The sequence below is a fragment of the Leptospira semungkisensis genome (assembly GCF_004770055.1).
In the GTDB taxonomy this organism is placed as follows: Bacteria; Spirochaetota; Leptospiria; order Leptospirales; family Leptospiraceae; genus Leptospira_B; species Leptospira_B semungkisensis.
This window is the reverse complement of the sequence record NZ_RQEP01000019.1, coordinates 274075-300123: the sequence shown is the minus strand read 5'-3', so window position 1 is coordinate 300123 and position 26049 is coordinate 274075. Positions and strand designations below refer to the sequence as shown.

Sequence of the window (26049 nt, the reverse complement as noted above, 5' to 3'; positions counted from 1 at the left end):
AAATCTCTACAAGGAGTGTAGGATGATTATCAATCACAACCTGAGCGCGGTGAATTCTCACCGCTCTCTGAAGTTCAACGAGCAAGCTGTGGATAAAACCATGAAAGCTCTGTCTTCCGGTATGAGGATTAACTCAGCCGGTGACGATGCTTCTGGTTTGGCTGTCTCCGAGAAACTTCGGACCCAAATAAACGGTCTGAGGCAAGCGGAGAGAAATACGGAAGACGGAATGAGCTTCATCCAGACTGCAGAAGGTTTCCTTCAGCAGACCTCGGACATCATTCAACGGATCCGGGTTTTGGCCATCCAAACCTCGAATGGTATCTACAGCCCTGAAGACAGACAGTTGGTTCAGGTAGAAGTCTCTGCCTTAGTCGATGAAGTGGATCGGATTGCTTCTCAAGCTGAGTTCAACCGTTTCAAGCTCTTCGAAGGCGACTTCGCTAGAGGCTCCAAAAGAGCTTCTATGTGGTTCCATATGGGACCAAACCAGAACCAAAGGGAAAGGTTCTTCATTGGAACCATGACTTCCCGAGCGCTGAAGCTGACCAAAGCGGATGGCAGACCAATTGCGGTCTCTTCTCCAGGGGAAGCGAATGACGTGATCGGCTTGGCCGATGCGGCGCTTGGAAAGATCATGAAGCAGAGGGCGGATATGGGAGCTTACTTCAATAGGCTTGAATATTCCGCGAAAGGACTCATGGCTGCTTATGAAAATATGCAAGCTTCCGAGTCTAGAATTCGTGACGCTGATATGGCGGAGGAAATGGTTGCGCTGACCACAAAACAAATACTCGTGCAGAGTGGTACGGCGATGTTAGTGCAAGCCAATATGAAACCGAATTCGGTCCTTAAGCTTCTCCAAATGTAAGTCTTTGGGAAGATAAAATGCCACCGGGAGAGGGATTGCTCTCGGTGGCTTTTTTTATATCGTATTGCGAAAGCTGATCCAAGTAGTGCTCGGATAATTCTCATTCGGCCTTTTACCTACAAATTCCATCGTCTAAATCCATTTTTTCTAAACGCCTCCCAATTAAAAATTTCGTAAAACCATATATTTAAGTATTGACTTAATTAAGTTTTGACTTAAATATATGGTCATGCAGGCATTAGATGCGATTTCGGATCCGACCAGGAGAAAGATACTGGAACTCCTTTTCAACGGCGAAAAAGGGGCAGGGGAAATTGCCGGGCATTTCGATATCAGCTCCGCAGCTATCTCTCAGCATTTGAAAGTATTAAGAGAATGTAATTTGATCCAAGTTCGTGTAGATGGGCAAAGGAGGATGCATTCTTTGGATTACAAAGGTTGGAAGGAGATCCAAGACTGGATAGACCGAGCTAAAGTGTTCTGGGAAGGCAGATTGGATGCTCTGGAAAAGGAATTAAAAGCGAATAAGAAAAGAAAGGAGAAGATCTAAAATGGTGAGTCGTACTGAAAATCAGAAATATGGAACATACGTATCCAGCCAAGAGATACGTTTCGAGAGAATACTTCCAGGACCAATTGAAACGGTTTGGGAATATCTTACGGATTCGGAGAAGAGAGGAACTTGGTTAGCAACAGGTCCAATGGAACTGAAAGTAGGTGGAAAGGTGCAATTGCATTTTCTACATTCTTCTCTCTCGGAAGATAAGATCTATCCTGAAAAATTCAAGCAGATGGAAAACGGAGTCACAGGAGAAGAGACAATAGTCGCTTATGATCCTCCTCGTTTCTTGAGCATGACTTGGGGAGCAGATTCCGAAGTAAGTTTCGAATTAGTCGAGAAGGGAGAGGATGTTCTTCTTACTTTAAAACATTATAAACTGGTAAATGATGGAGAGAAGCTTCTCGTTTCTGCCGGCTGGCATTCTCACCTGGATATTCTCGTATCTAAAATGTTCAAGGAACCCGTTCCTCTATTCTGGAAGAATTTCCTGAAATACGAATCGGATTACGAAAGGCTTCGCGAGGAAAGCAAGGTCTAAAAATAAAAAAGCCGACGATCACTCGTCGGCTTTCTTTTATCGATTGGAAAATCGATTATTTGTTCTGAACAAACTCTAAGGTTACCACTCCTCTAGAAGCGGATTTAACGTTTAGAGTCTTGGTTGCTAAGAATCCAAATCCTCTGTCTTTTTTATAGACTAATTCATCCATAAAAAGAGCGTCTTTTCCTGGGTAGGTTACTTCCCACTCGGATCCGTTCACATCGGAAGTTCTGACGTTTACATCTTTTGCAGCAGTAAACTCTGTCAGATCATCTTTGAATTTAGTAGCCTCGTCAGCGTTCAATCCGGTAAACTTCAGGATAATGGTATTATTCTCAGTGAGGTTGAACCATTCTTCTTTAAGTTGTTTGCTTACTTTCTTGCTTACGCTTTCTGCCCAGTTAGATATCGCTTTTTCACGGGAAACTTTTTGAGTGATATCCGCTCCGCGGCCGTCAGCCAAACCGGAATCTACAATCTTTCCATCCCCCCACAAGAGAATGACTTTATAGGAGCCGGTTGCGGCAGTGCTGTAAAGAGGTCGATCTAACTTTTTACCATAAAGTTCCGAAGTTGGATCTTGGTCTTTCGTCTCCACAGTAGCAATAATCAAAACCTCTGCTCCGGAAGCAGCAGCTTGCTGAATGATAGCAGAGCCAGTATCAGCAGAGGCAACTGCATCCGCATTCACTGTAGAAGGTTTCACTGTCTTTGAAGCGGAACTTGGATCAACGATCTTATTTCCGGATTTTTTAAGTCCTTTGATCACTTCAGCCTCAGCGATATTATTGCCGGCAAGCGGGGCTATCGATTGACCTGCAATGTTGGATGGTATTAACACTACTACTCTAGGATTTCCTACATCTGCCAAGAGGGAGTCAACAGCGGTAGAAAGTTTAGAATCTTCGATCGTGCAACGAACTGTGAGTTTGAGAATTGGTTGGGTGTCGATCTTGCCTTCGGCTTCGTCGACGATATCATAGGTTTTTACGAAAGCATCTGTCTTGGAAAGTAGGCTAGAACCTAAGCTTTCTCCGTCGGAGGCTTGGCTTTTGTTGGAAATTTCTTCACCAACAACTTTACGAACCGCATTGATCTTTGCATCTTTGATGGCTCTTTGTTTCGCGTTGGTTTTATCTCCGTTATAAATCGGAGCCTCTCCGATAACGGTAACGGTATTTCCTTCTCTAGTGTACTCTTCCTTTTTCTTACGACCGGATCCTCCTCCGGTGGCGCATGCAAAAGTGAAACCTAAAATCAGTGTGAGAGCGGTACTCCGCAGGATGGGCAGCTTTGCCATATCGCTTCCTTTTTCTCCTTGATGAATTGAATTCTGTCTATTTACTGAACAAATAAGGTATCTTACATGCGGTTCAAAGAAAGAAACAAAAAAATCCTAACTTTACTCATTTTTTTTCTGACAATTTTCTCCGACTCCTGTGCTGAAGCTTCTTCCAGAAAGCATATCTCCAAATCCAATATCATTCCTGCTGATGTTTCGTTTTACGATCAAGTGTTGCCGACTCTTGCAGGTAAATCTGTCGTTCTTGTTACAAACCCGTCGGGTATAGGCAGATATCCGGAAAAGATTTTAAAAGAGTTTAAGGAGAAGAAGGTAAAGATCAAACATTTGATCGGTCTAGAGCACGGCTTTCTTGGTCTCGAAGAGGACTTTAGTAAGTCTCCAGTGACGGTAGACGAAACCTTTCAACTTCCTATCTATCATATTTATAAAGTTAAGAACGCAGAGATCCCTGCTATTTTAAAAGGCGCAGATGCAATCGTATTCGATGTGGCTGATATGGGAATGCGTTGCTATACTTACTTAAGCGTTCTAAAGAGATTGATGGATAATTTACCTGATCCAGGCACTCGATTCATCGTTTTAGATCATCCGAATCCTGCGATGTACTTGGGTGCGAGAGGGGAAGGAATCCAGAAGAAGTTTTTGAATTTCGCGGGAGAATTCCCTTCTCTTTTTTTCACCGGAATGACGATCGGAGAAGCTGCCGCATTCTATAATGGGGAATACCTTTCAAATAGAGTGAAGTTGGATATCGTTTCTCCGGAGAATTTAAAGAGAGGATTCGATTGGGAGAGAGAGGGAATTCCATGGTCGACTCCTTCTCCGAATCTGCCAATGCTTGATTCAGCTCGGAACTATCTGGGCTTAGTGCTTTTAGAAGGTGTGAATGTTTCTGTAGGAAGAGGAACCCAGGCTCCTTTCGTTTATTTTGGAGCTCCTTGGATGAATGAGCCGGACCAGATCATTCCTGAGCTAAACGAAGATAGCAAGGGAGACTATTACTATCAGAGCGTCTATTTTAAGCCAACCTTCGGTCCGTTTAAAGAACAGATCTGTAGAGGACTTCGTTTAACAATCGTAAACAAGAAATATGATCCTTTGAGAATGGCCTACAATTTGATGACGATCTTAAAGAAACATTATAAAGATTTCAAATGGAGACAATATCCTGACGGAACCCATAATATAGATTTTCTTTGGGGAACGGAAAGGATCCGTGAGTCCATCGATGCGGGTAAGACTTACGAGGAATTCAAAGCCAGTTACTCCGAGTCCGAGTCGACTACGAATAAACAGATACAAAAGTATCTGCTCTACTAAGGTTTTCGAGGAAAGTTTCGAAATAAGAGACATGAAACGAGCCTTATTTATTTTTCCGATCTTATTCGCTTCCTTCTTAGGAGCAGAAACTCATAACGGCTGGAAGGAATACGGATTAAAAGAAGTCTTAGGAAGATTAAAATTCTATGCGTTTGCAAAGATCGCGCAGAGTGTAAGAACCGGAGCTCACTTCGACCAAGAATTTGCTCTCAAAGAAATCCCGTGCGAAGATGGCTTTCCGAAATTAGAGGGAAATTTTCAATGTGGGCTTTTGCGAGCTTCCACTTTAGAAGATCATTCTATAGGATCGGATCCAAAATCCTCGCAAGGCCAATCGAACAGTTCCAATGTGACGGCTGCATCTTCCAATATACCTTCTTCTCAAAAGCAGAACATTACAGAGGGAAATGTTTCAAAAGAGAATCCAAGCTTGCCAGGTCCCCAGAGTAGATCAGTGAACCAGGCACCTGAGGCTGCGCCGAGCCAGGCGTCCGTTACTCCTAAGAAAATTCCGATCCAAGTAAAATGGTATGATGGCTCTACCTTGGCGGGGAAGGGAGTGCTTTTAGTTCCGGGACAAAACGGAGAAGGGGATCTACAGTTGTATTATCATACGGATGGAAGATTGAGCCATTATTCGTACGGTGATTTGATCGTAGTCTTTGATTGGAAAGGAAGAGAATTAAGCACAATCTTATCCGTAAAAGTAGATTCCCGCTTGCGACCTTTGAGTGGTAGGGAATACTTTTTTCCATGAAAGAACTGTCCCACGGTTTTCTAAGAATGTTGGATCACGAAGGCATCGATCCTGTGGAATACATTTGGGTCGTGGCTACGTACGCTTCTGCGGAGCAAGGAAAGCAAGAAGCTACATTCGTTTCTCCTAATTTTCAAATCGGTAAACTAGTTGGAAAGAAAGTGAAACTTCAGTTTACCGGAAAGATCCGTTGTGTTCATTGCGGAAAGGTTACGAGCAAGAGTTTCAACCAAGGTGCTTGCTTTTCTTGCTTTCAAACCTTGGCAGAAAATGATTTATGCATTCTCCGTCCGGAAACCTGTCATTTTCATTTGGGAACCTGTAGGGAACCTGAATGGGGAGAAGGTTACTGCTTTCAAAAACATACAGTCTACTTAGCGAATACTAGCGGCTTAAAAGTGGGGATCACTCGAGAGAATCCGGTTTCAAATCGCTGGGTAGATCAGGGAGCGCAGGAAGCGATTCCTCTTTTGGAAGTAAGTTCCCGAAGAGATGCCGGACTGATTGAGAAGCAATTCACTACAATCATAGACGATAAAACCAAATGGCAGAAGATGGTAACCGAGGATTCACAACCTTACGACCTGGTTTCTAAGAAGAAGGAATTACTTACTACCCTGGACTCTTGGGATCTAGGAGTTCCTTACGTAGAATCGGATATCACAGCAATTACTAAATTAAGTTATCCTATATTAGAGTATCCTAAAAAATCAAAATCCTTTTCGCCAGAGAAGGAGACTGAAATCGATTCCAAGCTTATCGGGATCAAGGGACAATACTTATTGTTCGAGGATACTGTTATCAATGTCCGTGCCTACGGCGGATATGAGATTCGACTCTTTTCCGAATAAAACAGGATGGAATGCAATTGATCGCTTTTCGAAAATATTTTCTAATACTTGTACTTTGTTTCTCTTTCCAGAACTGCGGATGGCTTGTGGATCTGGCTTTCCCTGTCGAAATAGATAAGTTTTTGGGAGAACGTTTCTTTAAGGCAACCATCCAGGGCGAGAACGACGTTAAAGTCTATAAGAACCAAGAACTTCAGAAATATGTTCAATCTATCGCTGATAGGATCTTAAAATCCAAATCCATTCGATACAAGGAAGAGTTTTCCTATAAGGTTACTCTCTTAAAGGATGATGATACGATCAATGCGGTCTGTGCTCCAGGCGGTTATATCTTTGTGTACACTGGACTTCTTCATTTTGTAAAGGATGAAGCGACTCTCGCCGGTATCTTGGCCCATGAGATTGCACATGCAGAAAGGAGACATTCTACCAAGCAATTGTCTACGACGATCACCTTGTATTATGCTTTATATTGGACTCTTTCTTATATTCTGGGACCTGACCTTGCCCAACACGCAGCGGATCTTGCCGGTCTTTCTACCAATCTGTTCAGCTTAGCTAATAGTAGATCGGCGGAAGAAGAAGCGGATGAATTCGGATTTCAATACATGAGATCTACTCCTTATTATCCGGGTGCAATCTCAGGTTTCTTCAAGGACATTCAGGTTTGGAGAAAAGAAAAAGGAAAAGAAGAAGATCTGAATAATCCGATCGCGAAGTATCTAAGCACTCATCCTATGGATGAGGAAAGAATAGAAGAAAATGAGAGAAGATTAAAAGACGCTAAGATTCCTAAGCCAAATCCAAAGTCTTTCTTTAGAGAAAGATACGAATCCAAGATTTCTCAGTATTTAGGAAAGAAAGACGAGTAAATTCCACGGAAAGGACTACAGAGATAAGAAACGTTTTTATTTAAAGACTTTGAATACTAGAAATGCGTATTGTAACTGGCTATTCCTTTGAGAATACCGATATGTTTTCTTTCCAGAGTTCAGGGCTAGGCGGTCCTAAGATTAAATCAAAGTAGATGGGCAAGCCTTCGAGACCATACGGAGCTAAATCCAATTCGGCAATCTTCTCATCCATCAACTTCCAAAGTATTTTATAACTTATTTTCTTTTTGAGTGCAATGCTCGTATCATCGTACATTTTTAAATCAGTAATCTTTCTGCGAAAACCGTAGATAATAACCGGACTCATAAACAGTGCGTCTTCGTATCTCATAAATTTGTAGGCGTGGTTTTGCACATTTTCTTGAGAAATCCATCCTACATTAACTAAGATTGCCTTTTGGGCATACCAAGACGGCCATCCTAAAGATGGATTCGGTTTATGAACATAGGAGAAAGGCTTAATCACGAGGTAGCCTGGATGATCAAATTTTGTAGCTTCGATTAGAATTTCAGCCGGATGAAAGTGGCCGATCAATACTGCATACGGATTTTTGTCTGTTTGTGATAAAGCATTTTTGTTATTGTAAGCTTTCCAAATCTGAGAATCCGGTTCGTACACCATTTTTTTTTCGGTCTCGCAACTGTTAGAAAATGTGCTTAGAAGAACTAGAGGCATGGCAAACCTCAGTTTTGTTTTAATATTCATTATAAATTCTCAAAGTGTGTTTTTATTTAACAATGGAAGGCGTGAATATTTGCCGTAAAAAAATGATTATGCGTCCATTCGATTTTGGTAAAAAACTTTTCCATATTCTTTTGGAAGCGGCTTGACTGTTCCTTATAGATCTTTTCTACTTAGGCCCCATGAATTGGAAGGGAAAACTAAAGATCTGGATGGATGCCGGTCTCATAAATAAAGAACAGGCGGACGCCATTTTCGCATTCGAGAATGCGAAGAAGATCCCATACGCATTTTATTCTTTCTTGGCTTTAGGAATTGTAGTCTTAGGTCTGGGAGTAATTGCACTCGTCGCGGCGAACTGGGATAGAATTCATTATACTGTAAAACTTTTGGTCAGCTTCTCTCTATTAGTCGGATTAGGATTCGCTATCCTTTATTCTGAGAGAAGAGGGTTTTGGAATGATACGATCCGATATCTATTGGTTCTTCTTCTGAGCGTTCTTTGCTTAGCGAATATCGGTCTTATCTCTCAGATCTACCATACTCAGGGAAAATTTTACGAGGCAATCGCACTCTGGTGCGGGATGACTTTTCTTTTGCTCTTCTTCTATTCTGGAAGGATCTTGTTCCACCTCTGGATTGCCGGATTCGGATTCTCCGTTTTCTATGCGCTTGTAGACGAGGAAATCCTTTCCGGAGTGCGAGAACATTATATTTATTTAATGGCGTTTTGGCTTTCCTGGATTTTTGGGATAGTGAGTATCTTTATAGACAAACGTCTCGAATCGGGAGAAGATCGAAGATCCATACTCGCAAATCCGTTTATCATCTGGTATCTTTTCTATTTCATCTATTCTTCCGTTTTAGGAAGCTTCGTTACTGGATATGATTCCATTAAAGAGACCAGTTTAACAGGGAATAATTTCTATCTCCCATTTCCCTTTTATATTCCTATGATTGTTCCTATTCTTCTGATGCTTGTTGGTCGCTTCTTCCGAAAGAATTTCTCCGCAAGAAAGTTAGTCTTGTTTAGTATCTCCGGGATCTTTCTCGGCCTACTCAATTATCCTCAGCTCACTCATTGGGCAGGAAAATTTCCGGCTATCTTTTACTTCTTCTTGGCATGGTTGCCTTTGACATTCGTATTCTTTCAATCCAGAAGATGGTTCGATCTTTGTTTAACTGTAATCGGGATCCGATTCGTAGTCGCATACTTAGAAGTCTTCGGGACCTTACTCGATACAGGAGTAGGGCTTATCGTATCCGGTATTGTCATCCTAGGATTTAGCGCTCTATTCTTCAGGTTGCGGGAAAAGATACGTGTCAAAGCGAACCAACTCTTTCCTGAGGAGGAATTAGGACTATGAAACGATTCTACGGTTCTATACTTGCTGTATTCCTTCCAATCCTTGTTCTCGCTTCTTTGGCATTAGAAAGAGAGATTGATTTAAGAAGCGGTAAGGTTTTGATTCTTCCGATTACAGGTTATGATCCGAGAGATCTACTATCCGGACATTTTCTAAGATTTCAAATTGATCCGAGATATTCGGAGGTTCAATGCGATCAGGATTCCAATGCTTCTTCTTTATCTACAGTGGGAGAAACCGGAGTAAAGTTGCAATCCTCGGAATATGGTTCCTGTGTTTGCTTCGAGAATAGAGAACCTGAATCATATGAAGCAAAATACATCGCCGATTGCAGTCCTTCCGAAAGAGAGATCTTGAAATGCTGGACTTACATCAAGGGAAACTGTAAATACAATCGATTCGAATATCCGTTTCGCAAATATTTCATTCCAGAAGACAAGGCCAAGGAATGGGATGCAAAATTGAGACAGCCTGGAGCTAAGGTCCAACTTAGAATGCAAGAAGACGGCTCCGGTTTGATTGAAAAGATTATTTGGCCGGACGTATCCGGGCAGTAACCTCGTTTAAGCTGCAATAGTCCTTCTCCCCAAGTCCTGCTTGTATCCCTTCCTGGTAGATCGGATCCAATTGAGAAGAAAGGGGAAGGACCGTTTTCGTTTCGGAGGCGATTGCAAGAGCGTGCTTCAGATCTTTATGCATATTCTTTAATGCAAAATGAGTCTCGTAATTTCCTGAGAACACAAAGGGAAATTTGAAATCGCTGATCCCGGATTTAGCTCCGGATTGTTGGATGATCTCTTTCAGTGTTTCGGAAGAGATTCCTTGCTTTTCGGCTAAAAGAAATCCTTCCATATAGATCTGAAAGATTCCTGCTTGCACCATGTTCAATGCGATCTTTGCCTTTTGTCCGTCTCCTACATTGCCACAGTACACTGTATTCTTTCCGCAAAGATCTAAGATGAAATGGATCTCCGAGATTTCTTCTTGGGATCTCGCTCCAATCATAAATAAGATCTGACCATCTCTTGCCGCGTTCTTAGAACCTGTCATTGGAGCGTCCAAGAATTTCGCACCTTGCTTTTGAAATTCATTAGAAAGTCTTTGAGTGAGAGCAGGGGAAGTTGTTCCCATATCGATCACATATTTTGGTTTCGCTTCCAAGAGTTTAGAATGAAAGACAGCATTCTCAACAGAAGAATCATCTGTGAGGCATAAGATGAGTATCTCGCGATCTTTTGCTGCTTCAAAGATATCTCCGAATATTTTTCGGGTCGGAGATTCCATGTCCTTGATCTTCTCCGGACTTCTTGCGAATAAATGGAGCTTATGACCTGCAGCCGAGAGATTATTCGCGATCCCTCTTCCCATGATACCTGTGCCTAGGATTGCAATTGTACGTTCAGACATAGTGAAAGAATTTCCGAGAAAGTAAGTTTTTGCAAGAAAAAGGCGATTAGAAGGAACTAAGTGCGGCGCGGATAAAGCTTGTTACAGGAGCTTGCTCTCTCGTATCTTCCAAACCTTCTCTCAATTCTCTTAATACGATCTGTGCATCCGTGAGAACCGTATTTACGTTTGTATGAAGATCGTCTCTGTTGATCAATCTACCGAGAGTTCCGTCCCCTGAATTGATCTTTGTAGTTATATCAGCTACGTTAGAGAAGGTCGTACGGATATCTCCTCTGTTCTCTGCGATTAATTCGGAAAGAGAAACTAGAGGATCTTGGAGAACTCTTCCTTTGAGAGAAGCGCCTGCCTTATAGTCTACAACTGGGAATGCCTTTCTTGGACCTTTCTCATCTGTGGACTCGGAAGTTCCTGGATCAATGGAGATTACACGGCCGGAAAGAAGGCTTTCGTTACGGATCGCAATATCATAATTTTCGTACATTCTCAAAGGCTCCTTCAGAAGAATGGTGACTTCTACCCTGGTAGCTACTCCCACTTCTCCAGCGGGAAGAACCGCGCCGTTTTCGTCGATCTGGATGAGTTGGATACTGGAAACATAGCCGAAAGGGACACCTTGTACAGTGACCTTGTTTCCGACCTTAATTCCCTCTGAATTCTTGAAGTTGATCTTCAGGAATTCTCCCCGTTTTTGCACAGGACCGCCCTCCGTCATTACGGTGAAATAACCTACCACAACGATTGCGACGGAGAAAATCGCGCCGACTAAAAGATAACGAAAGGAACTCATTTTTTACAGAACTCTATATAATAAGTATCGGTTTTTTGTCCCGAAATATTCTCGTTTGACCCTGTATTCAGCTCTTGGTTTCAAGAATCATGGGTCCTTTGGTATTTCCATTAATAAACTGACGAACAAATTCATTGTTAGAATTCTGCACTTCTTCGGGAGTTCCGGTGAATAAGACCTGACCTCCGTAAAAGAATGAAATTCGGTCGGCGATCATGTAAGCGCTAGACATATCATGGGTCACTACGACCTGGGCCGCTCCAGTTTGCTTGCGGATCCTGAGAATGAGCTCATTAATCACGTTGGACATGACCGGATCCAGACCGGAGGTAGGTTCGTCGTAGAGAATGATTTCCGGATCGGCAGCAATTGCTCTTGCGAGTCCGGCTCTTTTCTTCATTCCTCCAGAGATATCATTCGGATAATTGTCCTTAGCGATTGTCATATCCACTAACCTGAGTTTTTCGGATACGATCCTTTGGATCTCAGCTTCCGGATAAAGTTTATGTTCTCTTAGGGGAAGGGCAACATTATCGAATACTGTCATCCAGTTGATAAGTGCTCCCGACTGGAATAAGACTCCCATCTTAGAACGGATCCGTTCTCTTTCTTGGATCTCGGCTCCTGAGATCTTTTCACCAAAGATCTTACATTCTCCCGCATCCGGATCGAGTAGCCCTGTGATATGTTTCAAGGTGACAGATTTACCTGTACCGGAAGGGCCCAAGATCACAAGAGTTTCTCCCTTCTTCACTTGTAGATTCATCCCTTTTAGGATCTTTCTCTCTCCGAAGGATTTATGAAGATTAATGAGTTCTATCGCAAATTCTTCCATGACTATTGCCTGTAAAAAATAGCGGTGATCACGTATCCGAAGAATATAACCATTAGAAAAGAAGTCACCACGGATTCTCTGGTGGCTCTTCCCACGCCTATGGCTCCTCCCGAAGTTCTTAAACCGTGAGAGCAGGAAACGGAGGAAATGATCAGGCCAAAAATATAACCTTTGAATAATCCAGTATAGAGATCTTTCAGACCTGGAATGGAAGTGATCCTTTCATAAACATCTTGGAAATATACGATGAATTCAAGACCCAATTGGTAGTGAGCAACAATGGCTCCGCCAAGAGTCCCTAAGATCGTAGAATAAACGCAAAGAACCGGAACCATTAAAGAAAAACCTAATACTCTTGGAAAGACAAGAAATCGAACCGGATCGATGGACATGACTTCTAAGGCGTCTATTTCTTCCGAAACCTTCATGGTCCCGATCTCAGCTGCAATCGCTGAACCGATAGACGCTGCGAGAATGAGAGCAGTCATAAATGGAGACATTTCTCGAGTGAGAGTAATGGTAAGAAGAAGACCGACTTGGCCTTCTGCGCCGAAGTCTTTTAAACCCAGTCCTGTATTTAACGTGAGAAGCATTCCGGTAAAGATGGCTACTACCGAGACCACGAATAGACTTCCTACACCGGAGATGAACATCTGATCTAGGATCTCTTTTCGTTTCTCCACCGCGAATCTTAGATTCAAAAAAGTCTCTGCGATGAGAACGATTGTGTATCCCGCCGCATAAAGAGTATCATTTGTTTTTTCTTTTAAGGATCCCAGCATCGAAACTAAATTTTAATCCACCAAAGAATTTGCACCGTTGTCTTTTCCTTATCTTTTTCTACACCGAAAAGACCGTATAAGAACTGATAGGAAACCTTCTCCGGAGTATTGCTATATTCCACCAAAAAAGGAATATGGATATGCAATTCGTCTTTTGACCATCTCTGAGTATACAATCTCATCAGGAAGGAGAGTCGCTTCTCTCCGTTCGCGAGTCTTTGGTATTCAACGATAGACCAGACCGGATCCCAAATTCTTTCCACAAGTTCTGATTTAATCGGAAATAAGGAAAGGAAATTCCAAGTGAGATTTCCATCCCTGTCCTCATGCCAACGGAAGAATGGCCAGAGTTTATAATAATTTTCCTCTCTTCCCCATTGCACATAGGTGCGATTCGTCCTCCACCAGAACGGAATAAAATAGGTCTCCGAGGATTTAAGATGATGGCTGTCAGTGCTGAGACGAAAATAGAATGGGGTAAGAAACCTAGTTTCCTTATAAGCAAATCTGTAATAGCCGTAAAAAGGAAAGAATATTAGTTTTCTATAATCTTCGTCGTCGTTCTGCCCATACTGAAAAATAAAGAAGAATACGTTCAGATCTTTCTCATGAGTTCTTTTGTCATAACCGTAGGAGAATAAGGAGCCGAAGAGAGGCAGCCAGAAGAATGCTTTTGCTTTCATATTCCCGTATTCGGAACTTTTAGAGGAATAGAAGGGCCAGAGCATCAGATAAGAGAATGGTTCTCTCTTGTCCTGATTGATATTCCCCCATTGAATGAAAGGCCAAAGAACGGAATACCTTTCATACTTTCCCTTATGTATCTTTTGAGAATAGAAGGGAAGGATACGAAGATCGTCTCTGACTTCGGAACCTCCCCACATGACTAAAGGCCACAGAATACTCTTTGCAGTATAATTCTTATGTTTCCAACTAGAGTAGAATGGAAAGAGTATGAAGTTCAACTCTGCATATCCGATCTTTCCTCTCATTCCTCCATAGAAGGGAAAGAAGCCGAAATAGGATTCTCTTGCAGTCTCTCCTTTTCCCCAGATCAAAAGAGGAGAAAGGGTGTCTTCGTCCCAGCCTAGATCGTCATGAAAGGATTCAGTCCCACTGATAAAAAATAAGAAGGACCAAACTCTCCAGTAATCTGTTTGCTCCGAATAAAATACGGGAAAGAGAACCGTTCTATACTTATAATTGGATTTGGTTTCCGTATAGGTAGAGAAGAAGGGACGGTAGATTTGCTCTTCTTCTCCCAAGCGCTTTTCGGATTGGTATAAGAACCAAAACTGTTTGTACTCTGCTGGATAGGGCGAAACCGGTTTAAAAGGAAATTCAGAAAATACGCTTTCCGTACAGAATAGAAAAAAAAGGATAAGGAGAATATTCTTATGCAACATTCTTCCTGACAGATCCTGAGTCGGATGAATAGAGGTTCAAATTGAAGATAGCGGTATTATTCGGAGGAACGTCGACGGAGCACGAAATTTCCCTGAGAACGGGTACTTTCATAAGTAAGACATTGGCCTCCATGGGACATTCGGTCAAACCCATTCTCATCTCCAGAGAGGGACGTTGGGTGATCCCTAGAGAATATCGACCTATTTTTCCGGAAGCAGCTAACGGGAATCCTGAATTATATTTAAAACAGTTCGAGGAATTGCATGGAGTGAACGCCTCTAGCTTTACATCCTTGGATTGCGATGTGGTCTTTTTGGGCTTGCATGGCACGAGTGGCGAAGACGGTTCTATGCAAGGCTTCTTGAAAGTTTTGGATATTCCGTTTACCGGTTCCGACGTGAAGGCATCCGCTTTGGCCATGGATAAAATACGTGCAAATCGTTTATTCCATTTGGCTGGAATGTCGGTCGCTCCTTTTTGGGAATTACGCAAAAAGGATTTCTTAGAGAATTCGACTTTGGTCGAAAGCCTGGATTTGGAATATCCTCTTTTTCTAAAGCCTGTAGAAGGGGGCTCTAGCTTTCATACGTTCCGCATCAATACGGTGGAAGAATTGGAAAGACGTCTGCCTGAATTCTTTGAAAGGGAAGATCATGCGATCTTACAGAAATTCTTAAATGGAACCGAAGTATCTTGCGGAGTTTGGGAAAAGAAGGAAGGAAGAAAGAGGATCGCAAAAGCCCTTCCTCCTACAGAGATTATTCCTGGCGGGGAATTTTTTGATGTAGAGTCCAAATACAAACCTGGTCTCTCTCAGGAGATCACTCCCGCTCGCTTGCCTGAGGCAATCATACAAAAGATCCAAGAACAAGCAATCCTCGCTCATAAGACCATGGGCTGTGAAGGATATTCCAGAACGGATTTCATAATCGTGGATGGGATTCCTTTCGTGTTAGAAACGAACACACTTCCTGGAATGACGGAAACGAGTCTTATTCCTCAGCAGGCAAAGGCAGCAGGAATTCCGATCGAGGAATTGTATCAGTCTTTGATCGATCAAGCGCTCGAGAAGGCGGGGAAGATCCCGGTCGAAAAATAAAAGTAAGGCAGCCCCCACCCATCTTCGGGATCGGGGGGAGTGGCTTGTGGGAGAAGCCTGTCCTCTATATCAGAAATTCTTACATCTCGCAACCACAAATTTCGTGGAGCAAAATCCTGTGGGAACTATCTGGGCAGTTCCTACATTATAATTATCTAATTTGAAATAACGCGAGCTTAGAGAAGAAATTCGGGCTGAACTTGACTTGTTTCAGATCGGTGAAGAAGGCTTTGTCTTCTACAGTAAATCCTCTGAGCTGACAGAATTCTTCGAAGTCTAAGACGGAAAGAAAATGTAGGTTGGGTGTATTGAACCAGCGATAGGGAAGAAGATCCGTGACCGGAGTCTTGCCCTGGAATAAGATTCGAAATCGAACTTCCCAGTATCCGAAATTCGGAAACACGATGATCACTCTTTTTCCGATACGAAGACCTTCTTTAATAATGTCTCCGGGGTGTCTAGTTTCCTGAATGGTTTGGTTCAGGATCACATAGTCGAATCTCTTGTCCTCATGATGGCTGAGTCCTTCGTCTATATCCCCGTGGTGAACATACACTCCCTTACGAATGCATTCCACGATCGCATCTTCGTCCTTTTCTATACCTTGTCCTCGGATGCCTTTTTGTTTGAGTAAATAGAGAAGGTCTCCATTACCGCAGCCAAGGTCGAGAACTCGGGAGCCAGGAGAGATCGCATCCAGAATATACGCGAAGTCTGGTCTTTCTCTAAGTGTTTTACTGCTTAAGACTTTCGAGGCGATCATTCATCCACCGGCATTTTTAAGAATCCGTTGATCACGTCTTCCTGCTTAGAGTTCGGAAGAAGAAAACTATCATGTCCTTCTTTGGTATTCAATTCCACATAAAAGACTCTTTTGTCGGCGGCCTCGAGACTTTTTACGATCTCTCTGGATTGAGCAGGAGGATACAACCAATCCGAGCTATACGAAATGATTAGGAATCTGCACTGAGCTGGGCTCAATGCTTTGGTAAGTTCCTGGCCTTTTCCTAAACTGAAATGATCCAATGCTTTGGTTACGTAGATATAAGAATTTGCATCGAAACGATCTACGAAACTTTCTCCTTGGTAAATGAGATAGCTTCCTACGGCAAAATCGGAATTCAATAGGTTTCCTCTAGGAGGATTTCTACCAAACTTTTCCCTCATTTTATCATCTGAAAGATAGGTGATATGACCCACCATTCTTGCAAGAGCTAAGCCTTTACGTGGAGATGCATTATCTTCATACAGACCATTATTCCAATTCGGATCGGAAAGAATCGCCTGCCTTCCCACTTCGTTGAATGCGATTTGCATCGCAGAATGTTCCGGGGAAGAAGCCAAAATAATACAGTTTGTTAAGAAGTCAGGATAAGAAATACTCCACTGAAGAGCCTGCATTCCTCCCATGGAACCGCCGGCTACGCAGAATAATTTTTGGATCCCGAAAGAATCGATCAGTAGTTTCTGTGCTTCTACCATGTCCTTAATGGAAACGAAAGGAAAGCTAGAACCATAAGGTTTTCCAGAAACAGGATTGATGCTCATTGGACCGGAAGATCCTTTGCATCCACCGATCACGTTAGATGATATTATAAAAAATTGATTCGTATCGAAAGACTTTCCTGGGCCTACATAATCGTCCCACCAACCTGGGCGTTTATCAGAAGAAGAAAGATACCCTGCTGCGTGAGCGTCTCCGGAAAGTGCATGGCAGATCAGGATCGCATTGTCTTTTTCTGGAGAAAGAGTTCCATAGGTTTCATATGCGATCACAGTGGGGGAAAGAACGGAACCGTTGTCCAGACGTAGATCGCCTAAGGTTGCCGTTTTCGTTTCAACGATTCCAACAGAGCGCTCTAAATCCATTCGATTTCCACCAAAAGCCGAAGCCACTTTCCTCATTTTCGGATCCTTCGAACAAGTTCGGAGAGAAAACGGGAAAGTGGCCTGTTTTTAGACGATTTTTTTGACTGAGTCGAAAGTCACACCTTTTTCAAAGCTTCATCCAGATCCGTAAGGATATCGTCAATATGCTCCAGACCCACAGATAAACGAACGAACTCCGGAGTCACACCGGTAGTCAATTGCTCCTCAGGGCTCAACTGTTGGTGAGTTGTAGAAGCAGGGTGGATCGCCAAGGACTTAGCATCTCCTACGTTTGCAAGAAGAGAGAATAACTCTAATCCATCAATTAGCTTCTTAGCCTCTGGGATTCCTCCTTTGACTCCAAAACCAATGATCGCACCGAAAAGACCGCGGGTATGGTATTTCTTCGCCAGAGCGTAATTCTTGTCGGTAGGAAGACCTGGATAATTCACCCAAGAAACTTTAGGATGCTTGGATAAGAACTCGGCTACCTTCTGAGCGTTCTGTGAATGTTGAGTTACTCTCAGAGGAAGAGTTTCGATCCCTTGCAAAATATTAAATGCATTGAAAGGGGAGATCGCAGGTCCTAAATCTCTGAGTCCTTGCACTCTCGCCTTGATGATAAATGCGATATTCACTCCGCCGAACGGCTCGAACTTACCGAATACATCCCAGAACTTCAAGCCATGATAGCTTGGATCCGGATCAGTAAAGTTCTTAAACTTACCATTTCCCCAATTGAATTTACCTGAATCCACGATGATCCCACCGATAGAAGTTCCATGTCCTCCCAAGAATTTGGTAAGAGAGTGAACTACTATGTCCGCACCGAAATCGATAGGACGGATCAGATAAGGAGAAGGAAGGGTATTGTCGATCACAAGAGGAATTCCTGCATCGTGAGCAACCTTAGCGACTGCTTCGATGTCTAGAGTATCTAATTTAGGATTTCCTAATGTTTCTGCAAAAATAGCTCTTGTCTTATCATTGATCGCTTTCTTGAAATTTTCAGGATTGGATTGATCCACAAAGTGAACCTTGATCCCTAATTTCGGAAAAGTATAATGCAGAAGATTGTAAGTTCCACCATAAAGAGAAGAAGAAGCGACAATCTCCTGTCCTGCTTCCACAATATTCAAGAGAGCTAATGTTTCTGCGGATTGACCAGATGCTGTCGCAAGTGCTGCAACCCCGCCTTCTAAAGCCGCCACTCTTTGCTCTAAGACATCAGTGGTAGGATTTCCGATCCTTGTATAAATATTACCGAATTCTTGCAGTCCGAAGAGTCTCGCCGCGTGATCGGTATCTTTAAAAACGTAGGAAGTGGTTTGGTAAATAGGAACGGCTCTGGACGTGGTTGTTGGATCCGGTGCCTGTCCTCCATGCAGAACAATTGTTTCAGGTTTATAATTTCTAGCCATGCGATGAAACTCCTTTTAGGTTATTTCGGAATATTCCTCTAAAATGTCGATAAAAAATTCATTAAATAGGATATTTAATTTATTATAGCAGATATTTGCGAAAGAGCAAGAATTACTTCTATTCCATCCCTCAAGTCATGATTCTCAAGCGAAAACAGGAAAATAATTTCCAAAATAAGAGAAATATTACTCTTTTACTGGTTTTTGATCGGAGAGCCAGGTTAGAATTACTTCGTCGTTTAGATTCTAAGCTGCTAATACGATATTAAAGATAATATTCTCCGCGAATTGGAAAGGGTGCATTGTTCCGGAATTTTCCGGTCGATCTATAAAATTGGAACTTTTGAAGAAGCTAAGACTATCATTTCTATTACCTGGGCTAGTATTCCTCTCCGTTTATTTTGTTCCTTATGCTGGAGATGAGTTGCAAGCGCAGATGTGGATGCCTCCTGGCAGGCAGTTCATGCAACCTCCTGATCCATTTACCTACGATCTAGGGGTGAACAAATTCAATAATGATTATTATCTCTACGTTGCTCCGACGATCAATATGAACTTTGGAGGGAATTTCGGATTCTCTCTAACGGCTCCTCTGAATATTCTAATAGATGATCAGGCTCCCAAAGATCCGACTACGAAGATAGGAAGCATTCGTAAGATAGACTATGATCAAAAGAGCGATTATCTAAGGGTTATTAATAATATCTGGTATGGGACGTACGGTCAGTACAAACCCGGAGAAACTACCTTCTCTTTTTATGCCGGAAAGCTTTTTGATGGATACATCGGTCACGGAACCATCGTGAACAGATATGTGAATAACCAAAGGATCGATATTTATAATGTTGGTCTCATGGCTGATATCAACAGTGATTATGGTGGAGTTCAAGTATTTACTAACTCAATCTATACTCATGAGATAGGTGCGGGAAGGGTTTATGCGAGACCTCTTGCAATGGCCTTCAAAGCATTCGATCTAATGACTGGAAGATCTCAGTTATTCTCCATGATGCAGGTAGGACAGGGGAATGTTGCCGACGAGGCAGGTCGTAAGAAAGTCTATGAAGAAGCCGGAGTGGATCCGGAAGATAGAGAGAAGTACAGAGCAATCGTAGAGGATCAAAAAACTCATCAACCTGTTGAGACAATGGTTCCGATCGACAAGAAACCGCAAACTCCTCAACAGAAGGTTAAAGAATTCTTTAACCAGGACAATTTCTCGAATCGATTCGCGATCGGATTTACAAATGCATTCGATACAAAGGCACCAACCCAGTTATCTTTCGATACGACAGGAAGACTTCGTTTGGATTCCAGTAATAACCCTCTGGTAGAACAGACCGAAAAGCTTTCTATCCAAGGAATGGATGCCGAATACAAATTGATCAGCAGTAAATATGTAGAACTGACTCCATACTATGACGTGAACACGATCAAGATCCTAAACAATGCAAAAGGAACTCATTCAGGGATCATGTTCAAATTTGGTGGGAATGATATTTATATGAAGATCAAACCCGAATACAGGAACATGGATGCGAACTACGTTCCAATGTACTTCGATAGCTTTTATGAGATAGAGAGATTTCAGTTAAATACCCAGACCCAGACGCCTCAATCAAAATTGCAGGCGGCTCAATTAGTAGATCCGAATGGACCAAGGGTTAAGGGATACTTTACTTCTATGGTATTGAATTTTTATAGGATCTCTCTCGAAGGAAACTATGAGAATTATAACGGGCCGAATAACTCGCGTGTATTCTTAGGAATGTATATACCGATCGGTTCCTTGTTGATCTTTTCGGGATATTATACTCACAAGAATTTCGATCAGAATAAGGATGCTTTCAAAGTGGACGAGAACTCAGTCGGAGCAGTTGAAGCCGCATTGAACCTAGGATTCATAAGCATCCGTCTTCAGGAGATCAGACGCTGGGTTTATGATAGCACCACGAACTCTTTCCAAGCACAGGATGAGAAAAAAGTTCTATTCTCCAATTCTCTTTCTTTCTAATTAGAATATTATAAATTTGGAAAACAGGCTTCCCATTGAGAAAGGAAGAAAGAAAAAGCCTGTTCGGATCTCAAGATAGCTTTAGATAAACGCACTGGCTTTATATTCCTCTCTTGGAAAAGAGAAATCTCTCTCTTGCTCCAACCGGGTTCCGGGCCGAGAAAGATACAAATTTCTTGCTGCGGCGTTTCGGAATTATCTAAATCAGTTGTAGGACTCGGATCCGTTGAATGAGTCTTTGCGTAAATAGATTTAGAGCGATGCGATCGTTTTGGATCAGGATGTTTCGATTCATGTTTATTCACTCTATTTTTTAGGATTTCTTCTCTGTATTCTAAGAGAAATAACCCTTTCTTATCCAAATAGAAAGCAATTCCAGAGATCGATTCAACTCTCTCTCTTAGAGTTTGTTTTCGTACTGATCCTTGCCCTTTTTCAGGGAGACTAAAACCAAGCTCTAAAAAAGGAAGATGGATATTTCCTCCTTGTTCCATTCCGGAATATAAGGTTTCCTGCAAGTTTTTGTTCTTCCAGATAGGGGAGGTCAGATATTCCTTTCTGGAAAGATCGGCGATTTGAAATTCCATAGAATGGATTCCCCAGACTCCTGCAAGATGGAGGATCTTTTCTGCAGTGGGTGGGCGCTGGACCGAAGAGATCAGATGAAGGAATGGATTTCTCTTTTTCGGACGGATGATCGGAGTATAACTCCCTTTCAGATTTTCTGGCGAGATTTCTCTGATTCGAAAAAGCCCGAGGCTTTCATTCAGAAGTCCTGCCTTGATGGAATCACCGGTATCCTTCTTTAAGATATTTCTAATATGATCGATCTTTTCAGCTGAGTAAATATTCCATTCACCGAAAGAAGATCTTTCTTTCGGATCCAAGAGTAGAATATTCATTATGTATCGACTTGAGGACGGGTTTCGTTTTCCTCAGGCTCTTCTTGCTGTGGAGCAGGAGGTTTTTCTTGTAAAGGATTCCACTGCTGTTCGTTTGTAGGTCCATTATTCCAATCCATGGAAGAATAGAAGCAGGCTCTTGCGATTCCTACGAATATTAATGCGAATAGAATGTATTTTGCGAGCAAGGGACCGAATCCTGTTCCCGAACTAGGAGTGTAAGTTTGGGATTTTTGTCCGGCAGAATTCGGATTTTCCCAACCGAAAGAATTGTTCTTTCTAAATTTGGATCGAATTCGTTCGAAGAAATTACTTAGAAAATAAAAAAATCCCCGGATAGAACGGGGATTTCCTTTGTTTGGATCTTGTGTGGGGGAATCGTATCTTCCGCCTCTAAAGCTTGCGGGATCCTCCGGATCAAATACAAAAGAGTGGTAACATCTGGGGCACCGAACGGTCAGCTTTCCTAAATCTAAAGGAATTCTGAGCTCGGTGCCGCAGGAGGAACAAGGAACAATGTACCGCACTTAGTACTTCAAGGACTCCTTGAGAGTGTTTACGTTCTCTTTGTAGTTCTCGTTTCCTAATTGGTCATTGTAATCGAAGATCTTAGTAAAGAGTCTGTCGAAATTGTCCAGATGCTTGATATAGAAGGTCTTCTTGAAAGAGTTACGGATAGGGTGGGTCTTAGTATTCTCTACATTAGACAATACGTATTTACCGACTCCTTTCTCACTAGGAGTTTCAGGGCGGTTCCACTCAGGATATCCGTTCTTTTGATAGAAAAGTTCGATTTTTTCGTTATGAGCCGGTTGATCGTTTGGTGAACGATCGATGATCTCGGACACTGATTTGTCTTCGATCAAGAAGTTGTTTTTGTAAACTCGGCTGATGATCTTGCTGATCTTACGAGGAGGTTCCATTCTTGGATCCGGATCGTTTGAATTCGGTCCTTCGAAATAGATTTCCATGTATTTAGAAAGTCCGCCTTGAACAACTCTACCTTGGCCTCTTTCTTCATCCTTAATGAAATCATAAACTTCAACTCGGATGCAGTTGTTAGCGGTGTCTTCCTGTGCGTTACTTGGCGCAGGAACACATTCATCACTATTCGCCTTTCCTTTGAATAGAACGGTGCGGAAAGGAAGAATGCGTACTTTCATTTTCATGAGTACGGTATGACGTTTCAGCCTTTCATTTAGAGCGGAAACTCTTTGGTCCAGACCCTTTTCAGTGTCCAGAATGGCTGCTCCGACTTGGCCATCCTCTTTCTTTTGAGCTTGGTTGTCTTGAGCGTTGAGTATGCCAACAATCGCGAAGATCGCCAGGCAGAATGCTATTTTGCGTTTCATTGTACCCTATTCCTTGGTCTCTATGCAGAATTGGATTTCTTCGAAAACCGAGAAAACCCTGTCTCTAGTATCGGAAAAATAGACTCCCGATTAAATCCAAGACTTACATTTTCGAGAGGAAAACTGCTATTTTCCGGATTTTGAGCTCGTTTCCAAATACAGTTCATACGGGGGAGGAGCCGGTTTCAATCCTTTTTCGATTAGACTCGCAGCCCAGCGTCTTTCCACAAAATCACAGAAATCCCGTAAATCTCTTCCGGAAAAAGTCCCTAAGCGTTGCGATATTGTTATGCGTTCTGTTTGGGTCAGATGTTTTGCATAATTTCCTAATATAGCCGCTCTTTCGGATTCATTAGGTAAAGGGAATAAAACGGAACGATCGAATCTGGACAATAATGCCTTATCCAAGTCCTGTTTTCGGTTCGTGGCTCCCAGGGTAATCGATTTTTGTCCCCCTTCAAATCCATCCAGTTTTCGTAAAAGCACAGAGAGAATATTCCTCGTAGCCTCGAATAGTCCGTCATCTCGGGAACCGGCCAGAGAGTCTATCTCGTCCAGGAATAATAGACAAGAAGGGAATAGAGAGGCTACATCGAATACGTAGGCCATGTTTTGGGCGCTTTCCCCATAATATTTACTTAAAATAGATTCTACGGGCACGTAAATGAGAGGAATGTCCGTCATACAGGAAATCACCTTTGCCATCGTGGTCTTTCCTACACCAGGCTCTCCTTCTAAGAGAATTGCCCTGGGTTTTGTCCTTCCTGGGAATTTTCGGGTGAGCTTTGCCACTTCTTCCAAGGTCTCAGGGGATTTTAGGGGAAGGATGATTGATTCCAAGATCTGTCTTTTTACATCCTCGTAACCGGCCACCGCATCGAAAGTCACCCAATCTCCTTTTTTCTTGGCTTCGATTGGATCGAATACATCTATCCCCAGACGAAGCAGGAGTTCCTTCGGATTTTGGACCGACTCCTGTTTAGAAAGTCTTAGGTATTTGAACAAATCGATTGCTGCAAAGATCTCCTCTCTATGAAAGTCTCCCTTCTTTGTGATCTCGATCTTGCTCTGGTTTCTTCCGGAATAAAAACGAAACTTAATATTATCTAAGATATTCTTGGTTTCGAATAAGTTCTCATTGAGAGCCTGCAGGCAACAGTAACCGGGTTCGAAGGTATGAATCCTTAGGTTTTCGATATGATTTCGGACGATATGAAAGCAATCTAAGAGCTGTGACTTATCCGCACCTGGGATCGGAAATTCTATTTTTAGATCCTTCTTATCCGGTAGAAAGGAGGGAAGTTGGGTATCGGAGACTCCCATTCCCTTTAATTCCCCGTAAAGCAATGCCTTGGCCTGGGTAAAATCTAGAATATTGCCGGTACTAGGACGGGCCGGCGGGTTCCAATCTTCTGGTTTCATGCTTTCTCCGGGAGAATTTCTCTTGTATAATCTGTCGGTTCGGTCGAAGAATTTAGAAAGAACCTTTGGAGGCAAACCCTTATGGGTGAAGGATCCCTTTCCCAAGACGATATAGACGCACTCTTAACTGGCTCCAGTCCTGGGGGCGGCGGCGGTGGCTCCGCTGATTTTAATTTAAGTGGCGAATTGGATTCTCTTCTCGGCGATCCGGGTGGCGGAAGTTCTTCTTCCGGCGGCGGCGGTGGAGGAGGAGGAGCTCCTTCTTTTGCGGATATTGCTGCCGCACTCGGGCCTTCTGCGGCTCCGGCGCCTCCAAAACCAAGTTCTCGTTCTAGTTCCGTTTCTTCTAATACTGCAAACTTAAACTTACTCTTAGATGTAAACATTGCTCTTACTGTAGAATTAGGTAGGACCAATATGTACATCAAGGATGTTCTTGGGTTGAATGAGGGAGCAGTGGTGGAATTAGACAACGCAGTCGGAGAAGATTTGGACATTCTCGCCAATGGAAAATTGGTAGGAAAAGGAAAATTAGTAATTCTCGACGACTACTACGGAATTCGGATCACTGAGATCGTAGACCCTTCTCGTCGTTTAATGTAATCAGATCGGAAAGTTCCGGATCGCAATGCGGTTCCGGAACTTCTTCGAATTTTCTGGATCTAAGACTTCTTCTCTTCGCTTCCTAAGACCGCTTTCATTACTGATTTGAAATTTGATAAATTGAGTGGAAGCACAAGTTCTGTTCCTTCCTGTCCTAATTTCTCCACTTCCTTAATGAATCTTTGAGCGATCCTTAGTTTGACTGCCTCTTTTCCGCCTTTGGTTTGGATCGCGCCTGCCAGAAGCTCGATTCCTTTTGCGGTAGCGACTGCAATCGATTCTATTTCCGAAGCAACACCTTCTGCCTCATTGATCCGTTTCTGCTTTTCTCCCTCGGACTTATTGATGGCTTCTTCCTTGATCCCCAAAGAGCGATTGATTCTGGAATCTCTGTCTCCTTCGGAAAGGGAGATCTGCGCCTTCTTAGCGATTTGAGCCTTCTTCTCTCTTTCCATAGCTTCTATCACAGATTTAGGAGGAGCGATATTTACTATCTCGTATCGATTCACCCGGACTCCCCAAGGTTCTGCTGCTTGGTCGAGTACCTCTAGGATCTTACTATTAATGACTTCTCGGGTCTCAAAAGTAGTATCCAGATCCATGGTTCCGATAATCGCCCTCATAGTAGTCTGCACTAGCTGAGTAACTGCAAAATGATAGTCCTCTATTCCGTAGCTTGCCTTCTGAGGATCGAGTACTCTTAAATATAGGATCCCATCCATCTCCACCTTCACGTTGTCCTTGGTGATACAAGTCTGAGGAGGAACGTCTATAGATTGCTCTTTTAGAGTATGGTAATACGAATCCGAATCTATAAAAGGGATGAGTATATGAAATCCTGCATGCAGGGTTCTGTTGTATTTTCCGAGTCGTTCTACGATAATACATTCCTGAGCGGAAACGATCCGGACGGAACGATAGATCTTATAGGCGAAGTAGAGAAAGAACCCGAACCAGAATATGGTGAGAAAAACATCGATTACTGTAGACATTTCT

Annotated in this window: 27 protein-coding genes; 12 read left to right on the top strand and 15 right to left on the bottom strand. The window is 42.7% G+C overall.

The features are described from left to right. Positions 1 to 22 precede the first annotated feature (22 nt). From EHO59_RS15770 to EHO59_RS15760, 3 genes are all read left to right on the top strand, one after another. Positions 23 to 871 carry a flagellin N-terminal helical domain-containing protein gene (locus EHO59_RS15770; protein ID WP_135589415.1) on the top strand — a complete coding sequence of 283 codons (849 nt, stop codon included), beginning with the start codon at positions 23 to 25 and terminating at the stop codon, positions 869 to 871. A 229-nt stretch (positions 872 to 1100) separates the two neighbouring features. Next, positions 1101 to 1421, top strand: coding sequence for an ArsR/SmtB family transcription factor (locus tag EHO59_RS15765; protein WP_135589414.1), 321 nt, complete (start codon positions 1101 to 1103; stop codon positions 1419 to 1421). Between the two features lies 1 nt (position 1422). Continuing rightward, on the top strand, positions 1423 to 1971 hold the full coding sequence (locus EHO59_RS15760) for an SRPBCC family protein (protein ID WP_135589413.1): 549 nt from the start codon (positions 1423 to 1425) through the stop codon (positions 1969 to 1971). Between the two features lie 55 nt (positions 1972 to 2026). Here EHO59_RS15760 and EHO59_RS15755 read toward each other — a convergent pair whose 3' ends face one another. Continuing rightward, on the bottom strand, positions 2027 to 3274 hold the full coding sequence (locus EHO59_RS15755) for a lipoprotein LipL46 (RefSeq protein ID WP_135589412.1): 1248 nt from the start codon (positions 3272 to 3274) through the stop codon (positions 2027 to 2029). Between the two features lie 66 nt (positions 3275 to 3340). Between EHO59_RS15755 and EHO59_RS15750 the strand changes: the two genes are divergently transcribed. From EHO59_RS15750 to EHO59_RS15730, 4 genes are read left to right on the top strand one after another with little or no spacing between them, the layout of a single operon-like run. Continuing rightward, complete coding sequence (locus EHO59_RS15750; RefSeq protein WP_135589411.1) at positions 3341 to 4600, top strand: exo-beta-N-acetylmuramidase NamZ family protein; 1260 nt, start codon at positions 3341 to 3343, stop codon at positions 4598 to 4600. Between the two features lie 31 nt (positions 4601 to 4631). Beyond that, positions 4632 to 5357, top strand: coding sequence for an LIC_11883 family protein (locus tag EHO59_RS18305; protein ID WP_246052971.1), 726 nt, complete (start codon positions 4632 to 4634; stop codon positions 5355 to 5357). Next, the gene (locus EHO59_RS15735) at positions 5354 to 6208 is read left to right on the top strand and encodes a DUF2797 domain-containing protein (RefSeq protein ID WP_135589410.1); all 855 of its coding nucleotides are present in this window, start codon (positions 5354 to 5356) and stop codon (positions 6206 to 6208) included. Before EHO59_RS18305 ends, EHO59_RS15735 begins: the two co-directional genes overlap by 4 nt. An 11-nt stretch (positions 6209 to 6219) precedes the next feature. Continuing rightward, complete coding sequence (locus tag EHO59_RS15730; protein WP_135589409.1) at positions 6220 to 7080, top strand: M48 family metalloprotease; 861 nt, start codon at positions 6220 to 6222, stop codon at positions 7078 to 7080. Positions 7081 to 7159: 79 nt separating this feature from the next. Here EHO59_RS15730 and EHO59_RS15725 read toward each other — a convergent pair whose 3' ends face one another. Continuing rightward, positions 7160 to 7807, bottom strand: coding sequence for an SURF1 family cytochrome oxidase biogenesis protein (locus EHO59_RS15725; protein WP_135589408.1), 648 nt, complete (start codon positions 7805 to 7807; stop codon positions 7160 to 7162). 158 nt (positions 7808 to 7965) lie between these two features. Between EHO59_RS15725 and EHO59_RS15720 the strand changes: the two genes are divergently transcribed. Both EHO59_RS15720 and EHO59_RS15715 read left to right on the top strand, forming a co-directional pair. Further along, positions 7966 to 9150 (top strand): DUF2157 domain-containing protein, encoded by a 1185-nt coding sequence (locus tag EHO59_RS15720; RefSeq protein ID WP_135589407.1) that lies wholly within the window; start codon positions 7966 to 7968, stop codon positions 9148 to 9150. Next, positions 9147 to 9707, top strand: a complete 561-nt coding sequence (locus EHO59_RS15715; RefSeq protein WP_135589406.1) for a GDYXXLXY domain-containing protein — start codon at positions 9147 to 9149, stop codon at positions 9705 to 9707. Before EHO59_RS15720 ends, EHO59_RS15715 begins: the two co-directional genes overlap by 4 nt. Here the strand turns inward: EHO59_RS15715 and EHO59_RS15710 are convergent. The 5 genes from EHO59_RS15710 to EHO59_RS15690 form a co-directional block, all read right to left on the bottom strand. Continuing rightward, on the bottom strand, positions 9679 to 10557 hold the full coding sequence (locus EHO59_RS15710; protein ID WP_135589405.1) for an NAD(P)-dependent oxidoreductase: 879 nt from the start codon (positions 10555 to 10557) through the stop codon (positions 9679 to 9681). The two genes, EHO59_RS15715 and EHO59_RS15710, sit on opposite strands and share 29 nt — an antisense overlap. 46 nt (positions 10558 to 10603) lie before the next feature. Further along, positions 10604 to 11347 carry a mammalian cell entry protein Mce gene (gene mce, locus EHO59_RS15705; RefSeq protein ID WP_135589404.1) on the bottom strand — a complete coding sequence of 248 codons (744 nt, stop codon included), beginning with the start codon at positions 11345 to 11347 and terminating at the stop codon, positions 10604 to 10606. Between the two features lie 67 nt (positions 11348 to 11414). Beyond that, a complete protein-coding gene (locus EHO59_RS15700) occupies positions 11415 to 12182 on the bottom strand; it encodes an ABC transporter ATP-binding protein (RefSeq protein WP_135589403.1) in 768 nt (255 codons plus the stop codon). Between the two features lie 2 nt (positions 12183 to 12184). Beyond that, entirely contained in the window at positions 12185 to 12964 is a 780-nt protein-coding gene (locus EHO59_RS15695; RefSeq protein WP_135589402.1) for an MlaE family ABC transporter permease, read from the bottom strand. Positions 12965 to 12969: 5 nt separating this feature from the next. After that, complete coding sequence (locus EHO59_RS15690; protein ID WP_135589401.1) at positions 12970 to 14370, bottom strand: hypothetical protein; 1401 nt, start codon at positions 14368 to 14370, stop codon at positions 12970 to 12972. A gap of 41 nt (positions 14371 to 14411) precedes the next feature. On the opposite strand from EHO59_RS15690, the gene EHO59_RS15685 reads away from it, so the two are divergent. Next, positions 14412 to 15470, top strand: a complete 1059-nt coding sequence (locus EHO59_RS15685; RefSeq protein ID WP_135589400.1) for a D-alanine--D-alanine ligase — start codon at positions 14412 to 14414, stop codon at positions 15468 to 15470. A gap of 151 nt (positions 15471 to 15621) precedes the next feature. On the opposite strand, the gene metW is transcribed toward EHO59_RS15685, so the two are convergent. From metW to EHO59_RS15670, 3 genes are all read right to left on the bottom strand, one after another. After that, positions 15622 to 16233: a methionine biosynthesis protein MetW gene (metW, locus tag EHO59_RS15680; RefSeq protein ID WP_135589399.1), complete on the bottom strand. Its 612-nt coding sequence runs from the start codon at positions 16231 to 16233 to the stop codon at positions 15622 to 15624. Next, entirely contained in the window at positions 16230 to 17339 is a 1110-nt protein-coding gene (metX, locus tag EHO59_RS15675; protein WP_135589839.1) for a homoserine O-acetyltransferase MetX, read from the bottom strand. Before metX ends, metW begins: the two co-directional genes overlap by 4 nt. Positions 17340 to 17455: 116 nt before the next feature. Further along, positions 17456 to 18760, bottom strand: coding sequence for an O-acetylhomoserine aminocarboxypropyltransferase/cysteine synthase family protein (locus EHO59_RS15670; protein ID WP_135589398.1), 1305 nt, complete (start codon positions 18758 to 18760; stop codon positions 17456 to 17458). 328 nt (positions 18761 to 19088) lie between these two features. Here EHO59_RS15670 and impL63 point away from each other — a divergent pair, with 328 nt between their 5' ends. Continuing rightward, a complete protein-coding gene (impL63, locus tag EHO59_RS15665) occupies positions 19089 to 20774 on the top strand; it encodes a cytoplasmic membrane protein ImpL63 (protein ID WP_135589397.1) in 1686 nt (561 codons plus the stop codon). An 8-nt stretch (positions 20775 to 20782) separates the two neighbouring features. Here the strand turns inward: impL63 and EHO59_RS15660 are convergent, their stop codons facing one another. From EHO59_RS15660 to EHO59_RS15645, 4 genes are all read right to left on the bottom strand, one after another. Next, positions 20783 to 21676: an RsmE family RNA methyltransferase gene (locus EHO59_RS15660; protein WP_135589396.1), complete on the bottom strand. Its 894-nt coding sequence runs from the start codon at positions 21674 to 21676 to the stop codon at positions 20783 to 20785. Beyond that, entirely contained in the window at positions 21676 to 22203 is a 528-nt protein-coding gene (locus tag EHO59_RS15655; RefSeq protein WP_210413093.1) for a zinc ribbon domain-containing protein, read from the bottom strand. The genes EHO59_RS15660 and EHO59_RS15655 overlap by 1 nt, the downstream gene beginning before the upstream one ends. After that, positions 22204 to 23028, bottom strand: a complete 825-nt coding sequence (gene fcpB, locus EHO59_RS15650) for a flagellar-coiling protein FcpB (protein ID WP_135589395.1) — start codon at positions 23026 to 23028, stop codon at positions 22204 to 22206. A 126-nt stretch (positions 23029 to 23154) separates the two neighbouring features. Next, positions 23155 to 24450: an AAA family ATPase gene (locus EHO59_RS15645; RefSeq protein WP_210413092.1), complete on the bottom strand. Its 1296-nt coding sequence runs from the start codon at positions 24448 to 24450 to the stop codon at positions 23155 to 23157. Positions 24451 to 24531: 81 nt separating this feature from the next. Between EHO59_RS15645 and fliN the strand changes: the two genes are divergently transcribed. Continuing rightward, entirely contained in the window at positions 24532 to 25053 is a 522-nt protein-coding gene (gene fliN, locus EHO59_RS15640) for a flagellar motor switch protein FliN (RefSeq protein ID WP_135589393.1), read from the top strand. Positions 25054 to 25112: 59 nt separating this feature from the next. Here the strand turns inward: fliN and EHO59_RS15635 are convergent, their stop codons facing one another. After that, complete coding sequence (locus tag EHO59_RS15635) at positions 25113 to 26045, bottom strand: SPFH domain-containing protein (RefSeq protein ID WP_135589392.1); 933 nt, start codon at positions 26043 to 26045, stop codon at positions 25113 to 25115. Positions 26046 to 26049: the final 4 nt, after the last annotated feature.

Coding starts and splice junctions, on each gene's coding strand:
- mce (WP_135589404.1), bottom strand. CDS start 11,347: ATGAGTTCCTTTCGTTATCTTTTAGTCGGCGCGATTTTCTCCGTCGCA.
- EHO59_RS15635 (WP_135589392.1), bottom strand. CDS start 26,045: ATGTCTACAGTAATCGATGTTTTTCTCACCATATTCTGGTTCGGGTTC.
- EHO59_RS15645 (WP_210413092.1), bottom strand. CDS start 24,450: ATGAAACCAGAAGATTGGAACCCGCCGGCCCGTCCTAGTACCGGCAAT.
- metW (WP_135589399.1), bottom strand. CDS start 16,233: ATGATCGCCTCGAAAGTCTTAAGCAGTAAAACACTTAGAGAAAGACCA.
- EHO59_RS15715 (WP_135589406.1), top strand. CDS start 9,147: ATGAAACGATTCTACGGTTCTATACTTGCTGTATTCCTTCCAATCCTT.
- EHO59_RS15735 (WP_135589410.1), top strand. CDS start 5,354: ATGAAAGAACTGTCCCACGGTTTTCTAAGAATGTTGGATCACGAAGGC.
- EHO59_RS15760 (WP_135589413.1), top strand. CDS start 1,423: ATGGTGAGTCGTACTGAAAATCAGAAATATGGAACATACGTATCCAGC.
- fcpB (WP_135589395.1), bottom strand. CDS start 23,028: ATGAAACGCAAAATAGCATTCTGCCTGGCGATCTTCGCGATTGTTGGC.
- EHO59_RS15690 (WP_135589401.1), bottom strand. CDS start 14,370: ATGTTGCATAAGAATATTCTCCTTATCCTTTTTTTTCTATTCTGTACG.
- EHO59_RS15770 (WP_135589415.1), top strand. CDS start 23: ATGATTATCAATCACAACCTGAGCGCGGTGAATTCTCACCGCTCTCTG.
- EHO59_RS15755 (WP_135589412.1), bottom strand. CDS start 3,274: ATGGCAAAGCTGCCCATCCTGCGGAGTACCGCTCTCACACTGATTTTA.
- EHO59_RS15700 (WP_135589403.1), bottom strand. CDS start 12,182: ATGGAAGAATTTGCGATAGAACTCATTAATCTTCATAAATCCTTCGGA.
- EHO59_RS15695 (WP_135589402.1), bottom strand. CDS start 12,964: ATGCTGGGATCCTTAAAAGAAAAAACAAATGATACTCTTTATGCGGCG.
- EHO59_RS15765 (WP_135589414.1), top strand. CDS start 1,101: ATGCAGGCATTAGATGCGATTTCGGATCCGACCAGGAGAAAGATACTG.
- EHO59_RS15750 (WP_135589411.1), top strand. CDS start 3,341: ATGCGGTTCAAAGAAAGAAACAAAAAAATCCTAACTTTACTCATTTTT.
- metX (WP_135589839.1), bottom strand. CDS start 17,339: ATGGATTTAGAGCGCTCTGTTGGAATCGTTGAAACGAAAACGGCAACC.
- EHO59_RS15710 (WP_135589405.1), bottom strand. CDS start 10,557: ATGTCTGAACGTACAATTGCAATCCTAGGCACAGGTATCATGGGAAGA.
- EHO59_RS18305 (WP_246052971.1), top strand. CDS start 4,632: ATGAAACGAGCCTTATTTATTTTTCCGATCTTATTCGCTTCCTTCTTA.
- fliN (WP_135589393.1), top strand. CDS start 24,532: ATGGGTGAAGGATCCCTTTCCCAAGACGATATAGACGCACTCTTAACT.
- EHO59_RS15720 (WP_135589407.1), top strand. CDS start 7,966: ATGAATTGGAAGGGAAAACTAAAGATCTGGATGGATGCCGGTCTCATA.
- EHO59_RS15660 (WP_135589396.1), bottom strand. CDS start 21,676: ATGAATATTCTACTCTTGGATCCGAAAGAAAGATCTTCTTTCGGTGAA.
- EHO59_RS15725 (WP_135589408.1), bottom strand. CDS start 7,807: ATGAATATTAAAACAAAACTGAGGTTTGCCATGCCTCTAGTTCTTCTA.
- EHO59_RS15730 (WP_135589409.1), top strand. CDS start 6,220: ATGCAATTGATCGCTTTTCGAAAATATTTTCTAATACTTGTACTTTGT.
- EHO59_RS15670 (WP_135589398.1), bottom strand. CDS start 18,760: ATGGCTAGAAATTATAAACCTGAAACAATTGTTCTGCATGGAGGACAG.